The organism is Cellulomonas sp. KU4C (assembly GCF_056868065.1).
Genome location: NZ_CP200322.1, coordinates 3,562,466 through 3,576,308, shown reverse-complemented (window position 1 = coordinate 3,576,308; position 13,843 = coordinate 3,562,466). Strand labels below are relative to the sequence as shown.

Genomic DNA, 13,843 nt, shown 5'->3' with positions numbered 1-13,843 from the left:
CAGACCGTCACCAGATGCGGACGCGCTCCTCCGGGGCCAGGTACAGGCCGTCGCCGGGCTGGACGTCGAACGCGGCGTAGAACTCGTCGACGTTGCGGACGACCGCGTTGCAGCGGACCTCGTCGGGGGAGTGCGGGTCGACGGCGAGCCGGCGGATGACCTCCTCGTCGCGGCCCTTCGCGCGCCACACCTGCGCCCAGCCGAGCAGGACGCGCTGCACGCCGGTCATCCCGTCGACCACCGGTGCGTCGTCGAGCTCGCGGCGGGTGCCGTCGGCGCTCAGCGCGATCCGGTAGGCCTTGAGCGCGATCGACAGGCCGCCGAGGTCGCCGATGTTCTCGCCGATGGTGAGCGCCCCGTTGACGTGGTGCGAGCCGTTCAGCTGCGCGGGGGAGAACGCGTTGTACTGCTCGATGAGCGCGGACGTCCGCTTCTCGAACTCGGCGCGGTCGGACTCGGTCCACCAGTCCTCGAGGCGCCCCTGGCCGTCGTACTTGGAGCCCTGGTCGTCGAAGCCGTGGCCGATCTCGTGGCCGATGACCGCACCGATGCCGCCGTAGTTCACGGCGTCGTCGGCGTCCGCGTCGAAGAACGGCGGCTGGAGGATCGCCGCGGGGAAGACGATCTCGTTCATGCCCGGGTTGTAGTAGGCGTTGACGGTCTGCGGGGTCATGAACCACTCGTCGCGGTCGATCGGCTTGCCGATCTTGTTCAGCTCGTGGTCCTGCTCGAACGCCGACGCGCGGCGGACGTTGCCGAGCAGGTCGTCGGCGCTCAGCTCCAGGGCGGAGTAGTCGCGCCACTTCACCGGGTAGCCGATCTTCGGGGTGAACGCGTCGAGCTTCGCGAGCGCCTTCTCCCGGGTCTCCGCGCCCATCCAGTCCAGGGCGGTGATCGACTCGCGGTACGCCTCGACGAGGTAGCCGACGAGCTGCTCCATCCGCTCCTTGTGCGCCGGCGGGAAGTGCCGGGCGACGTAGACCTCGCCGACGGCCTCGCCGAGGACGCCCTGGACGAGGGAGACGCCGCGCTTCCAGCGGTCACGCAGCTCCTGGGCACCGGTGAGCGTCCGGCCGTGGAAGTCGAAGTTCGCCTCGACCAGCTCCGAGGACAGGTACGGGGCCCGCGCGCTGATCGCGTGGTACGCCAGCCAGGCCTTCCAGCTGTCGACGTCCTGCGCGGCCCACAGGGCGGCGAACGCGGTGGCGAACGACGGCTCCCGGACCACGAGCTCGTCGAGCGAGCCCGCCGGCGCGCCGAGCGCGCGCGCCCACGCCGCCCAGTCGAAGCCGGGGGCGTCGGACGCCAGCGCGGCGAGCGTGGTGGGGTTGTAGGTGAGGTCGGCGTCGCGGTCCTTCACGACGTCCCAGTGCCCGGCGGCGAGCTCGGACTCGAGGGCCAGCACCCGTCCGGCGCCCTCGTCCGCGGCGGCGTCGTCCGCCGCCCAGCCGCCGAGCCGCAGCATGCGCGCGACGTGCGGGCGGTAGGCGGCGAGGATCGGGGCGTACTGCTCGTCGCGGTAGTACGACTCGTCGGGCAGGCCGAGCCCGGACTGGTAGAGGTAGACGACGTACCGCTCGGGGTCCTTGGCGTCGTTGTCGACCCAGAAGCCCGCGGCGCCGGCCGCCCCGGTGCGCTGCAGGGCGCCGAGGACGTCGGTCAGCTCCTCGCGGGTGGTGGCGCCGGCGATGGCGTCCAGGTCGGGGCGCAGCGGGTCGGTGCCGGCGGCCTCGACGGCGTCGGTGTCCATGAAGCTCGCGTACAGGGCGCCGATCTGCGCCTGGACGCCGCCGCCGGCCGCCTGCTCCGCTGCCTCGGTGATGATGTCCCGGACCTGCTCCTCGGCCTGGTCGTGCAGGGCCCGGAAGGAGCCGTCCATCGCGCGGTCGGCGGGGATGACGTGCTCCGCCGCCCAGCGGCCGTTGACGTGCGCGTACAGGTCGTCCTGCGGGCGGACGGCGGGGTCGAGGGCGGAGGAGTCGATGCCGCTGCGGGTCATGGTCGCCGGGTGTTCCGTTCTGCCGGGGTCGGGGCGCGGGCACGCACCACCGGCCAGCCTAGGACTCCGGGAGGGCGAACGCCCGGGCGTGCGGCAGGATGTCCCTATGCGTATCCATGTCGCCGCTGACCACGCCGGGTTCGAGCTGAAGGTCGCGATCGTCGAGCACCTGCGCGCCGCGGGTCACGACGTCGTCGACCACGGGGCCGCCGAGTACGACCCGCAGGACGACTACCCGGCGGTGTGCTTCGCCGCGGGCGAGGCCGTCGTCGCGGACCCGGGGAGCCTCGGCGTGGTGATCGGCGGGTCGGGCAACGGCGAGCAGATCGCCGCCAACAAGGTCACCGGCGTGCGCGCCGCGCTGGCCTGGAACGAGGACACCGCGCGCCTCGGCCGTCAGCACAACGACGCGAACGTCGTGGCGATCGGCGCCCGGCAGCACTCGGTGGACGCGGCGATCGAGCTGGTCGACGCGTTCGTGGCGGAGCCGTTCAGCCAGGACCCGCGCCACCAGCGCCGCATCGACCAGCTCGCCGCGTACGAGGCCGCGCGCGCCTGACGCGCGCGACCCCGTCCCAGGGCGAGGCTCAGAACACCCAGGGGCAGACCGGCGCGACCGGCCAGCCGAACGCGGTCGCGGTCCGGTGCAGGGTGTCGGGCCGGTGCGCCGTGACCTGACCGACCGCGGCCAGCGCCGCGAGCGACCGCCCCCCGAGGTAGGCGGCGCCGAGCTCGCGCACGTCCAGCTCCAGGTCGGCGGGCGCCTGCGCCCGCTCGACGTGCGCGCCGTACGTGCCGTCGGTGCCGGCCTCCCCGGTCACCACGCGCCAGACGCCGTCGTTCCCGGGCAGCAGCGCGTCGCGCACGTGCAGGACGACGTCGAGCGGAGTCGCGTACCGCCGGCCGGTCAGCGCGGCGGGGACGTCGAGCAGCCGGACCCAGAGGTTGTCGCTGAGCTTCGGGACCGGTCGGCGGGTGTCCACGAGCAGCGCGAGCAGCGGGTCGTCGACGGCGAGCATCCCGGTGCTCACGGTGCTCGTCAGGTCCAGGTCGAGCAGGAACGACCAGAGCCGGTGGGTCGCGGCGGCGTCGACCGCCGCGGCCGCGCGGACCCGCACCGGGTACTCCGCGCCGCCGTCCGCCCAGGTCTGCACGCGCCGCAGCAGGGCGTAGCCGCGGACGTCGTCGGCGGCGTCGCGGACGGTCACCAGGCGGGCCGGCTCCCCGCCGGCGCGCCACGCGGGCGGGTCGGCGACGGCGATCGTCCGCAGGGCGTCCGAGCCGCGCAGCACCCAGCCGGGACGCCCGGCGCCCGCGGCGGCGTGCAGACCGTCGACGAGGTCGCGGTGCGCCTGCGGGTCGAGGCTCTCGAACCGGACCCGCAGCTCCGCGGAGCCCGGGACGTCGCGCAGCGCGGCGCCGCGGGGCAGGGTCAGCCGGACGTGGTCCGCCGCGGAGCCGTAGCCGTACCGGCCGTAGATCCCCGGCTCGGCGGCGAACAGCGCGGACACCGGCTCCCCACGGGACAGCGAGCGGTCGAGGTGCGCGCGCATCATCGTCGACAGCAGCCCGCGGCGGCGGTGGTCGGGGCGCACGCCGACCCAGGTCAGGCCCGCGCACGGGACCTCGCCGCCGGGGGTGGGCAACCGGAACGCGTAGGAGCCGTGCACGGCGACGAGCTCGCCCGCGTCGGTCTCGACCCCGACGGCGCGGTCGAGCGGGACGGCGAACGGCACGGCGGCGTCGAGCGCGGCGTCCCGCGCACCCTCGGCGAACGCGAGGGCGTCGATGCTGCGGTACTCCTCGACGCGGTCCTCGGTGATCTCGGTCAGCCGGTACCCGGCGGGGGCGGTGTGCATGCGCCCCATCCTGGCTCCCGCGGCGGCGGACCGGCACGTCGATTTCCCTGGTGGTGCACGTCCGGGGGATGTCGGGTGCCGTCGGCGGCTGGGTACGCTCGGCCGGTGGGGAAGCTCAGGTGACGGCGGCGCGCACCGGGCGCGGGCGGTCCGCGCGCGCCCTCGACCGGGTCCGGGCCCGCCTGCACCGGTGGCACGCGGGCTCGCAGCCGGCGCTGACCGCGCTGCTCGTGGCGCTCACCCTGGTCGTGTCGGTCGGCGTGGTGACGATCCGCCCCTGGGTGCCGCCGTCGACGTACCTGCTGATCGAGATCCTGGGCGTGTTCCTGCTGCGGGTGCGGGGGATGGCCGTGCTGTGCGCGGCGGTCGTCGCGCAGGTGCTGGTGATCGCGCTGACCGGGCTGGGGGAGTTCACGCCCGGCACCTACCTGCTGCACGGCGTCACGATCGCGGCGGTGCTCGCGTTCGCGGCCTACCGGGACCGGCTCGGCCTGCAGGGCGCGCCGGGCGACCTGATGATCGTCGACCTGCGGGACCGGTTCGCCGCGCACGCCACCGTGCCGACGCTGCCAGGCGGCTGGCACGTGCAGACGGCGCTGCACGCGGCGCACCGCGAGGCGTTCTCCGGCGACTTCGTGCTGACGGCGACCCGGCAGGAGGGCGCGCTGCTCGAGGTCGCGCTCGTCGACGTGTCCGGCAAGGGCCAGGACGCGGGCGTGCGGTCGCTCCAGCTGTCCGGGGCGCTCGCGGGCCTGCTCGGGGAGCTGGACAGCGCGGACTTCCTGCCCGCCGCGAACGCGTACCTGCTGCGCCAGGACTGGGACGAGGGGTTCGCGACGGCGGTGCACGTCACCGTCGAGCTCGCGACGGGCGCGTACACGGTCGCGTCCGCCGGGCACCTGCCGCCGGTGCACCTGCACGGCGGGTCGGGGCTGGTGGAGCTGGTGCCCGTGCCGCCGAGCCTGGCGCTCGGCGTGCTGCCGGGCGCGACGTTCGGGACCGCGCGCGGCCGGATCGAGCCGGGTGACGTGCTGATCCTGTACACCGACGGCCTGGTCGAGACGCCGGGACGGGACCTGGACCTCGGCATCGACCGGCTGCGCGGCGCCGTCGAGGCCGTGCTGGCGACCCACCGCGGCGGCGCGGACGACGTGATCGCGCGCATCGGCGCGAGCGAGGGCGACGACCGCGCGCTCGTGCTGGTGCGGAAGGACTGAGCGGCGCCGTGGACGAGACGTACCTGGAGGCGGTGCTCGACCTCGTCGACGCGATCCCGCCGGGGCGGGCGATGACGTACGGGACGATCGCCGAGGTCGTCGCGGACCGGTTCGTGGCGCAGGGGCTGCCCGCGCGGGGCGGGCCCCGGCAGGTCGGGCAGATCATGGCGCGCGGCGGGTCGGGGGTGCCGTGGTGGCGGGTGGTGAACGCGTCCGGCGCGCCGCCGCCCCACCACGTCCGCGCCGCGCTGGAGCAGCTGCGGGCCGAGGGCACGCCGCTGAGCGCGGACGGGACGCGGGTGGCGCTGCGGCGGGCGATCTGGTTCCCGGACGACTGAGCGTCGCTCGGCCGACGTCGCGAGGTGCCACGGCGGTGCGCTGACACCGGTGCCGCCCCCGCCGAGACAGGACCTCCGCGCCGAGACAGGGCGTCGGTGGGTCCTGTCTCGGCGGGACGGTCCTGTCTCGGCGGGCCTGCGGGCGGGGCAGGTCCGGGCGGGGCAGGTGCGGGCGGTGCGAGCCCCGGTCAGTGGGCGGCGAGGGCCGCCTCGGGCGTTGCGGTGCCGGCGGTGCGGGCCTCGCGGTCGCCGCGGGTGCGGAACAGCACGGCGGCGAGCACCGCGCCGCCCGTGAAGATGACCGCGGACCAGCCGTAGGCCGTGTCGAACGAGTGCAGCGCCGCGGCGGCGAGGACCTCGGGCGTCGCGGGTGCGTGCGTGGTGACGTACGCCGTCGCGGCGGTCGCGGCCAGGGTGTTGAGCAGCGCGGTGCCGATCGCCCCGCCGACCTGCTGGCTGGTCGACACGAGCGCGGACGCGGCGCCGGCGAGCCGGGGCGGGACGCCGAGCGTGGCGAGCTGGAACGACGCGGGCATGATCGACGCCATCCCGACGCCCATCAGCACCAGGCCGGGCAGGACGTGCACGTAGGTGCTGTCGACCTCGAGCGCCTGGAACGTCAGCATCGCGCCGGCGGCGAGCAGCATGCCGATCGGCACCAGCACCTTGGGCCCGAACCGGGGGATGAGCACGTTGGACTGGACCTGCGCGGTGACGATGATCGAGACGACCATCGGCAGGAACGCGAGCCCGGTGCGCATGGGCGTGTACCCGAGGGTCGACTGCAGGTAGTAGGTGAGGAACAGGAACACGCCGAACATCCCGGACCCGGCGACGAGGATCGCCAGGAACGACGCCCCGCGGTCGCGGTCCAGGATCACGTCGAGCGGCAGGACGGCGTTCGCGGCGGTGCGCTGCCGGACGACGAACCCGACGAGCAGCAGCACGCTGGCGACCAGCGGGCCCCAGGTGAGGGCGGAGTCCCAGCCCTGCGGCTCGGCCTGGGAGAACCCGAAGACGAGCGCGAACAGGCCGACCGACCCGAGCAGCACGCCGGGGACGTCGAGGCGGTGGCCGGCGGCGCCGCCCGCGCGGGGCAGCAGCACCGTGCCGGCGACGAGCGCGACGGCGGCGATCACGACGTTGACGTAGAGGTTCCAGCGCCAGTCGAGGTTCTCGGTGAGGTAGCCGCCGAGCAGGAGGCCGATGGCGCCGCCCATGCCGGCGATCGCGCCGAAGACCCCGAACGCCCGGGCACGCTCCTTCGGGATGGTGAACGTCGTGGTGAGCACGGACAGCGCGGCGGGGGCGAGGACGGCGCCGAACACGCCCTGGAGCGCACGCGCGGCGACGAGCAGCTCGAACGAGGGCGCCGCGCCGCCGAGGGCCGACGCGGCGGCGAAGCCGATCAGGCCGACGAGGAACATCCGGCGACGGCCGAACATGTCGGACAGCCGACCGCCGAGCAGCAGCAGGCTGCCGAACGCGAGGGCGTAGGCGGTGACGATCCACTGCCGGTCGTTGTCGGAGAAGCCGAGCTCGGCCTGCGCGGACGGCAGGGCGATGTTCACGATGGTGGCGTCGAGCACGACCATCAGCTGGGCGAGGGCCACGGTCGCGAGGACGAGCCAGCGGCGGCTTCCTGCCTCGGGGGTGGCGACCGCGGCGGGGGCTGCGGGTGTGGACATGGGGGTGCTCCGGTGGTTCCGACGGTGGGGGGATGCGACGACCGTAAACCAAGACCGGGCAGTTCCGGAACCCCCCGGTCTCGATTTGGTTCTCGCTGACGCGGCAGGCATGATGGCGGGGTCGAGAGGAGCAGGCATGCCCGCGCGCGAGGACGCCGTGACCGCAGACCCGCCCGTGCCCGTGCCCGCCCGGCGGCCGGGGCGTCGCCGGGACGCCGGCAAGGACGACGTGATCCTCGACGCCGCCCGGGCGCTGCTCATCGAGCGCGGGTACGACGGCATGACGATGGACGCCGTCGCCGAGCGCGCCGGCGCGGGCAAGGCGACCGTCTACCGGCGCTGGCCGTCGAAGGTGCAGCTCACCGTCGACAGCGTGCTGTGCAGCAAGCAGCTGACGATCGACGAGGTCCCGGACACGGGCTCCCTGCGCGAGGACCTGCTGAGCATCGCGACGATGGCCAGCCGGTTCAAGAACGACGAGCTCATGTCCGGCCTGCTGTCCGCGATCCGCGAGGAGGCCGAGGTCGCGGCGGTGTTCCACGAGCAGTTCGTGTCCGGCCGGGTCGGGCTGATGCGCGCGGTGCTCGAGCGCGCGCGGCTGCGCGGCGAGGTCCCGGCCGGCGTCGACCTCGACATGGTCGCCGCCGTGGCGCCGGCGATGATCCACTACCGGAAGTCGGTCGCCCACCTGCCGCTGGACACCGCGTTCGTCGAGCGGCTGCTGGACTCGGTGATCCTGCCGCTCGCGCTCAGCCCAGCGCGCGCCGGGAGCTGATCACCCCGGTGTCGAATCCGGCGAGGTGCAGCCCGCCGTGGAACCGGGCGTGCTCGATCTTCACGCACCGGTCCATCACGACGTCCAGCCCCGCGGCCTCGGCGCGCGCCGCGACCTCCTCGTGCCAGGACCCGAGCTGCAGCCACAGGGCCTTCGCCCCGACGGCCAGGGTCTCGTCCAGCACGGTCGGCAGGTCGTCGTGCCGGCGGAACACGTCGACCAGGTCCGGGACGACCGGCAGCGCGGCGAGCGACGGGTACACGGGCTGCCCGAGGATCTCGGTCTCGCGCGGGTTCACCAGGTAGACGTCGTACGGCGTGCTGGACAGCAGGTACGTCGTGACGAAGTACGACGCCCGGGCCGGGTTGTTGGACGCGCCGACGACGGCGACCGACCGGGTGCGCCGCAGCAGGGCCAGGCGCCCGGGGGCGGTCGGTCCCTGCCAGGTGCGGGGGGTGGTGCTCATCGGGTGGCCTCCGGGAGGGCGCAGGCGTCGGCGGCGACCGGCGCGGGGAAGCCCGGCGCGGACGCCGGTGCGGCGGGCGCCGGTGCGGCGGGAGCGGTGGCGGCCGTGAGCGCCTGGTCGAGGTCCCAGAGGATGTCCTCCGGGTCCTCGAGCCCGACGCTGATCCGCACCAGGTCCTCGGGCACGCCGGCGACGGCCAGCTGCTCGGCGGACAGCTGCTGGTGGGTCGTCGACGCGGGGTGGATGACCAGCGTCCGCGCGTCGCCGACGTTGGCGAGGTGGCTCGCGAGCTGCAGGTGCTCGATGAACCGGCGCCCGACCTCGCGGCCGTCGCGGTCGGCGGTGGCGGCGAGCCGGAACGCGAACACCGAGCCGGGGCCCAGCGGCAGGTAGCGGCGCGCGCGCTCGTGGTGCGGGTGCGACGGCAGCCCGGCCCACTGGACGGCGGTGACCCGGGGGTCGGCCTCCAGCCACTCCGCGACGGTGCGGGCGTTCGCGAGGTGCGCGTCGAGCCGCTGGGGGAGCGTCTCGACGCCCTGCAGCAGCTGGAACGCGGACTGCGCCGACAGCGACGGGCCGATGTCCCGCAGCTGCTCGGAGCGCAGCTTGGTGAGGAACCCGTACTCCCCGAAGTTCTCCCACCACTTCACGCCGTTGTACGACGGGACCGGCTCGGTCATCTGCGGGAACTTGCCGTTGCCCCAGTCGAACCGGCCCGACTCCACGACGACGCCGCCGAGCGTGGTGCCGTGCCCGCCGAGGAACTTCGTCGCGGAGTGGATCACGATGTCCGCGCCGTGCTCGATCGGCCGCACCAGGTAGGGCGTCGACAGCGTGGCGTCGACGACCAGGGGCACGCCCGCCGCGTGCGCGACCTCGGCGAGCCCCGCCAGGTCGGCGACCTCGCCGGACGGGTTCGCGACGACCTCGGTGTAGACGACCTTGGTCTCGGGGCGGATCGCCGCGGCGTAGTCGGCCGGGTCGGTGCCCGCGACGAACGTCGTCTCGACGCCGAACCGGCGCAGGGTCACGTCGAGCTGGGTCACGGTGCCGCCGTAGAGCTGGGCCGACGCGACCACGTGGTCCCCGGCGCCGACCAGCGCGGCGAACGTGATGAACTCCGCGGCCATCCCCGACGCGGTCGCGACCGCGCCGATGCCGCCCTCGAGCGAGGCGATCCGCTCCTCGAGCGCGGCGACCGTGGGGTTGCCGAGCCGGGAGTAGATGTTCCCGTACTTCTGCAGCGCGAACAGGTTCGCGGCGTCGGTGGTGTCGGAGAACACGAACGACGTCGTCTGGTAGATCGGCACCGCGCGGGCGCCGGTCGCGGCGTCGGGGACGGCCCCGGCGTGCAGGGCGCGGGTGCGGAACCCGAAGCGGTGCTCGGTCATGCGCGGGAGGCCTCCTCGGCGGCGGTGCGGTCGGTCGGCGGGGTCGTGGCTGGGGTCACCGTAGCGCCGGCGGCGAGCAGCGCGGCGACCTGGTCCACGGCCCACGGGTTCTGCAGCGACGTGATGTCGCCGAGCGGTCGGCCGTCGTGCAGGTCGGCGAGCAGCCGGCGCAGGATCTTGCCGGACCGGGTCTTGGGCACCTCCGGCACCAGGACGACGTGCCGGGGCTTGGCGACCGGGCCGATCTCGCGGGCCACCTGCGCGCGCAGGTCCGCCCGCAGCGCGGCACCGGCGGCCCGCCAGGCGGCGACGTCCTCGACCGGGCCCGGCGGGACCGCGGGCACGACGAACGCCGCGACGGCCTGGCCGCCGACCGCGTCGGCCACGCCCGCGACGCCGGCCTCGCCGACCGCCGGGTGCGCGACGAGCGCGGACTCGATCTCGATGGTCGACAGCCGGTGACCCGCGACGTTCACGACGTCGTCCACCCGGCCGAGCAGCCAGATGTCGCCGTCGGCGTCCCAGGACGCGCCGTCGCCGGCCAGGAACCAGCCCTGCGCGGCGAACGGTCGCCAGTACGAGTCGAGGTAGCGCTGCGGGTCGCCCCACACGGTCCGGGCCATACCGGGCCACGGGCGGTCGAGGACCAGGTAGCCGCCGGAGCCCCGCGGCACCTCGGTACCGGCGTCGTCGACGACCCGCGCGCCGAAGCCGGGCAGGGGCCGCGTCGCCGAGCCCGGCTTCAGGGTCGTCACACCGGGCAGCGGGGCGATCACGGCGGCACCCGTCTCGGACTGCCACCAGGTGTCGACCACGGGGGCGGCGTCGGCGCCGAACTGCGACCGGAACCAGACCCACGCCTCGGGGTTGATCGCCTCGCCGACGGTGCCGAGCAGCCGGATGCTCGACAGGTCGTGCCCGGCGGGCAGGCCGTCGGGGAACCAGGTCATGAACGTCCGGATCAGCGTCGGCGCCGTGTAGTAGACCGTGACGCCGTACCGCTCGATGACCTCGAGGTGGCGCTCGCGGTGCGGGGTGTCGGGGGTGCCCTCGTAGATCACCTGGGTCAGGCCGTTGCTCAGCGGCCCGTAGATCTCGTAGGTGTGCGCGGTGACCCACGCCAGGTCCGCGGTGCACCAGTGCACGTCGTCCTCGCGGGCGTCGAACACCGCCCAGTGCGTCCAGGACGCCTGCGTCAGGTAGCCGCCGGTGGTGTGCACCAGGCCCTTGGGCTTCCCGGTGGTGCCGGAGGTGTAGATGATGAACAGCGGGTGCTCGGCGTCGAACGCCTGCGCCTCGTGCACCGGGCTCGCCGGGTCCACGACGTCGTGCCACCAGACGTCGCGACCCGCGGTCCAGGCGACGTCCTGGCCGGTGCGGCGCACCACGAGGACGTGCTCCACGTGGTCCAGGCCCGCGACCGCCTCGTCCGCGGCGGACTTCACCTCGACCGCCCGGCCACGGCGGTACTGACCGTCGCTCGTCACCAGGAGCTTCGCGCCGGTGTCCTGCACCCGGAACCGCACGGCCTCCGCCGAGAACCCGCCGAACACCAGCGAGTGCACCGCGCCGATCCGCGCGATCGCCAGCGTCACGACGATCGTCTCGACGATCACCGGCAGGTAGACCACCACGCGGTCGCCCGGCCCGACGCCCAGGTCGGTCAGGGCGTTCGCGGCGCGGGACACCTCGCGCTGGAGGTCGGCGTAGGTGTACGACCGGCGGTCGCCGCGCTCGCCCTCGGCGTGGATCGCGACCTTGTCCCCGCGCCCGGCGGCGACGTGCCGGTCGACGCAGTTCACCGCGGCGTTGAGCCGGCCGCCGACGAACCACTGCGCCTCGGGGACGGTCAGCCCGCCGTCCGGGCCCTCGACCGCCGGGGACCAGGTGTGCGCGGTGTGCCACGGCTCGGCCCACTCCAGCCGGCGTGCGGCGTCCTCCCAGAACCCGACCGGGTCCGCGGCGGCGCGGGCGAGCAGGCGCTCGTGGTCCGCGGGGCCGATGTTCCAGCTGCCGGCCGGGGCGTCGAACGCCCGGGTCTCGGTCTGCAGCGCGTCGAAGGTCCGGTTCGTCGTGGTCGTCATGCCCACCTTCTCAGGAGCGACTTCTCGGCCAGGCCGATCAGCGCGTCGGTCAGCTTGCCCAGCAGCGCGAGCAGGACGATCGCCAGGATCATCCGGTCGACGCGGCCGTTGTTGCCGGAGTCCATCAGCAGGAACCCCAGGCCCATCGAGGAGGCGATCAGCTCGGCCGCCACCAGGAACAGCCAGGACTGCGCGAGCGCGAGCCGCAGGCCCGCGACCACCGACGGCACCGCCGCCGGCAGCTGCACGACGCCCAGCAGGCGCGGGCCCCGCAGGCCGTAGGCCCGGCCCGCCTCGACCAGGTGCGCGTCGACGTGCCGGAGCGCGGCGACGACGGTCGTGTACACGGGGAAGAACGCGCCGATCGCGATGAGGGTCAGCTTGGAGTCCTCGCCGATCTTCATCCAGAGGATCAGCAGCGGGACCCAGGCCAGCGACGGCACCGCGCGGACCGCGCCGAGCGTCGGCTCCAGCAGCGCACCCGCCAGCCGGGAGAGCCCGACCAGCGAGCCGGCCGCCAGGCCCAGCGCGGCGCCGATCAGGAACCCGAGGACCACGCGCTGGGTCGAGATCGCGACGTACTGCCCGAGCAGCCCGCGCTCCGCGAGGTCGACCGCGGCCGTCCACACCGAGGCGGGGCTCGGCAGCTGGTACGGCGCCACCAGCCCCGCGGACGTGACCCCCTGCCACGTCCCCAGCAGCAGCACCGGGAGCAGCAGCCCCAGGCCGGTCCGCACGGACCGGCGCGCGAGGACGCCACGGCGCAGGCGCGGGGCGACCGCCCCCGGGCTGAACGGGTTCAGCCCGGGGACGAGCCGGCCCTGACGGTCGGTCACGGGCACGACGGTGCCGGCGAGGGTCGTCGCGGGCGCGTCGGTCATGTCGGTCTCCGTCCGGGGTGGGGGTGGGTCAGCCGGCGATGGTCGACGGGTCGGCGGCCTCGGCGAACGTCGGGTCGAGCAGCTCGTCCAGCGCGGCGTCGATCAGGTCCTGGCTCGCGACGTCACCGGACTCCACGAAGATCGGGCCGACCACCTCGAGCACGTCGCGCTGCGCGTCACCCGGCACCGGGTCGATGTCCAGCGCGGTGCGCTCGGTGATGACGGTCTCGGCGACCGCCGGGTCGATGCCCGCCACCTCGGCGAGGATGCTGACGACCTCCTCGGGGTTCTCGATCGCCCACGCGCGGGCCTTCTCGTACGCGTCGACGACCACCTGCGCCAGGTCGGGGCTCGCGGCGAGGAAGTCCTCGGTCGCGTTGAGGAACCCGTAGGTGTTGAAGTCGACGTTCCGGTACAGCAGCGTCGAGCCGGCGTCGGCCTCGCTCGCGGCCATCAGCGGGTCCAGGCCCGACCAGGCGTCGACGGAGCCGTTCTCCAGCGCGGCCTTGCCGTCCGCGTGCTGCAGGTTCTGCACCTCGACGTCCGCCGGGTCGACACCCGCCTCGTCGAGCGCCTGCAGCAGGAAGAAGTACGGGTCGGTGCCCTTGGTCGCGGCGACCGACTTCCCGGCCAGGTCGGCGACGTCGGTGATCTCCGAGCCCGCCGGCACGACGAGCGCCGCCCACTCCGGCTGGGAGTAGATGTCGATCGTGCGGATCGGCGAGCCGTTGGAGCGGGCCAGCAGCGCCGCGGAGCCCGCGGTGGAGCCGACGTCGACCGCGCCGGCCCGCAGCGCCTCGTTCGCCTTGTTCGACCCCGCCGACTGGATCCACTCGACGGTGACGTCGTCGCCCAGGGTCTCCTCGAGCCAGCCCTGGTCCTTGATCACCAGGCTCAGCGGGTTGTACGTGGCGAAGTCGAGCGTCAGGGTGTCGGCGCTCCAGCCCTCGGCGTCGCCGGCGGCTGCGGTCTCCGGGGTGTCGGCCTGCGCCTGCGCCTCGCCCTCGCCGGAGACGCAGCCGGCGAGCAGCAGGGTCGCGGCGACGGCTGCCGCGCCGAACGCGATCGGGCGGCGCGCGCGGGCGGCGGCGGTGGTGGGGCGGCGGGTCATGGTCGTCTCCTGTCGGGGGTGGAGCTCGGGTGGG

At 74.7% G+C, this 13,843-nt stretch carries 12 protein-coding genes; 4 read left to right on the top strand and 8 right to left on the bottom strand.

Annotated elements, in window-relative coordinates; translation table 11 throughout:
• Positions 1-7: 7 nt before the first annotated feature.
• Positions 8-1,999 (bottom strand): M13 family metallopeptidase, encoded by a 1,992-nt coding sequence (locus tag AC1VL8_RS17015; protein ID WP_483075992.1) that lies wholly within the window; start codon positions 1,997-1,999, stop codon positions 8-10.
• A gap of 106 nt (positions 2,000-2,105) precedes the next feature.
• Between AC1VL8_RS17015 and AC1VL8_RS17010 the strand changes: the two genes are divergently transcribed.
• Positions 2,106-2,558: a ribose-5-phosphate isomerase gene (locus AC1VL8_RS17010; RefSeq protein WP_389230453.1), complete on the top strand. Its 453-nt coding sequence runs from the start codon at positions 2,106-2,108 to the stop codon at positions 2,556-2,558.
• A 28-nt stretch (positions 2,559-2,586) separates the two neighbouring features.
• Here AC1VL8_RS17010 and AC1VL8_RS17005 read toward each other — a convergent pair whose 3' ends face one another.
• Entirely contained in the window at positions 2,587-3,858 is a 1,272-nt protein-coding gene (locus AC1VL8_RS17005) for a GNAT family N-acetyltransferase (protein WP_483075991.1), read from the bottom strand.
• A 119-nt stretch (positions 3,859-3,977) separates the two neighbouring features.
• Between AC1VL8_RS17005 and AC1VL8_RS17000 the strand changes: the two genes are divergently transcribed.
• Positions 3,978-5,075, top strand: coding sequence for a PP2C family protein-serine/threonine phosphatase (locus AC1VL8_RS17000; protein WP_483075990.1), 1,098 nt, complete (start codon positions 3,978-3,980; stop codon positions 5,073-5,075).
• A gap of 8 nt (positions 5,076-5,083) precedes the next feature.
• Positions 5,084-5,413, top strand: a complete 330-nt coding sequence (locus AC1VL8_RS16995) for an MGMT family protein (protein ID WP_483075989.1) — start codon at positions 5,084-5,086, stop codon at positions 5,411-5,413.
• A 188-nt stretch (positions 5,414-5,601) separates the two neighbouring features.
• Here the strand turns inward: AC1VL8_RS16995 and AC1VL8_RS16990 are convergent, their stop codons facing one another.
• Positions 5,602-7,101 carry an MFS transporter gene (locus AC1VL8_RS16990; RefSeq protein ID WP_483075988.1) on the bottom strand — a complete coding sequence of 500 codons (1,500 nt, stop codon included), beginning with the start codon at positions 7,099-7,101 and terminating at the stop codon, positions 5,602-5,604.
• A gap of 136 nt (positions 7,102-7,237) precedes the next feature.
• Between AC1VL8_RS16990 and AC1VL8_RS16985 the strand changes: the two genes are divergently transcribed.
• Positions 7,238-7,876, top strand: coding sequence for a TetR/AcrR family transcriptional regulator (locus AC1VL8_RS16985; protein WP_483075987.1), 639 nt, complete (start codon positions 7,238-7,240; stop codon positions 7,874-7,876).
• Here AC1VL8_RS16985 and AC1VL8_RS16980 read toward each other — a convergent pair.
• Genes AC1VL8_RS16980 through AC1VL8_RS16960 form a run of 5 tightly spaced genes read right to left on the bottom strand, consistent with a single transcriptional unit; the run spans position 7,851 to position 13,809 of the window.
• A complete protein-coding gene (locus tag AC1VL8_RS16980) occupies positions 7,851-8,342 on the bottom strand; it encodes a CoA-binding protein (RefSeq protein ID WP_483075986.1) in 492 nt (163 codons plus the stop codon). The two genes, AC1VL8_RS16985 and AC1VL8_RS16980, sit on opposite strands and share 26 nt — an antisense overlap.
• Positions 8,339-9,733, bottom strand: coding sequence for an O-acetylhomoserine aminocarboxypropyltransferase/cysteine synthase family protein (locus AC1VL8_RS16975; RefSeq protein WP_389230432.1), 1,395 nt, complete (start codon positions 9,731-9,733; stop codon positions 8,339-8,341). The genes AC1VL8_RS16980 and AC1VL8_RS16975 overlap by 4 nt, the downstream gene beginning before the upstream one ends.
• On the bottom strand, positions 9,730-11,817 hold the full coding sequence (gene acs, locus AC1VL8_RS16970; RefSeq protein ID WP_483075985.1) for an acetate--CoA ligase: 2,088 nt from the start codon (positions 11,815-11,817) through the stop codon (positions 9,730-9,732). Before acs ends, AC1VL8_RS16975 begins: the two co-directional genes overlap by 4 nt.
• Complete coding sequence (locus tag AC1VL8_RS16965; protein WP_483075984.1) at positions 11,814-12,698, bottom strand: ABC transporter permease; 885 nt, start codon at positions 12,696-12,698, stop codon at positions 11,814-11,816. Before AC1VL8_RS16965 ends, acs begins: the two co-directional genes overlap by 4 nt.
• A gap of 28 nt (positions 12,699-12,726) precedes the next feature.
• Positions 12,727-13,809, bottom strand: coding sequence for an aliphatic sulfonate ABC transporter substrate-binding protein (locus AC1VL8_RS16960; protein WP_483075983.1), 1,083 nt, complete (start codon positions 13,807-13,809; stop codon positions 12,727-12,729).
• Positions 13,810-13,843: the final 34 nt, after the last annotated feature.

Bases quoted from the DNA above. Each gene is read 5' to 3' on its own strand.
- AC1VL8_RS17015 (WP_483075992.1), bottom strand. From the start codon at position 1,999: ATGACCCGCAGCGGCATCGACTCCTCCGCCCTCGACCCCGCCGTCCGC.
- AC1VL8_RS17010 (WP_389230453.1), top strand. From the start codon at position 2,106: ATGCGTATCCATGTCGCCGCTGACCACGCCGGGTTCGAGCTGAAGGTC.
- AC1VL8_RS17005 (WP_483075991.1), bottom strand. From the start codon at position 3,858: ATGCACACCGCCCCCGCCGGGTACCGGCTGACCGAGATCACCGAGGAC.
- AC1VL8_RS16990 (WP_483075988.1), bottom strand. From the start codon at position 7,101: ATGTCCACACCCGCAGCCCCCGCCGCGGTCGCCACCCCCGAGGCAGGA.
- AC1VL8_RS16985 (WP_483075987.1), top strand. From the start codon at position 7,238: ATGCCCGCGCGCGAGGACGCCGTGACCGCAGACCCGCCCGTGCCCGTG.
- AC1VL8_RS16980 (WP_483075986.1), bottom strand. From the start codon at position 8,342: ATGAGCACCACCCCCCGCACCTGGCAGGGACCGACCGCCCCCGGGCGC.
- AC1VL8_RS16975 (WP_389230432.1), bottom strand. From the start codon at position 9,733: ATGACCGAGCACCGCTTCGGGTTCCGCACCCGCGCCCTGCACGCCGGG.
- acs (WP_483075985.1), bottom strand. From the start codon at position 11,817: ATGACGACCACGACGAACCGGACCTTCGACGCGCTGCAGACCGAGACC.
- AC1VL8_RS16965 (WP_483075984.1), bottom strand. From the start codon at position 12,698: ATGACCGACGCGCCCGCGACGACCCTCGCCGGCACCGTCGTGCCCGTG.
- AC1VL8_RS16960 (WP_483075983.1), bottom strand. From the start codon at position 13,809: ATGACCCGCCGCCCCACCACCGCCGCCGCCCGCGCGCGCCGCCCGATC.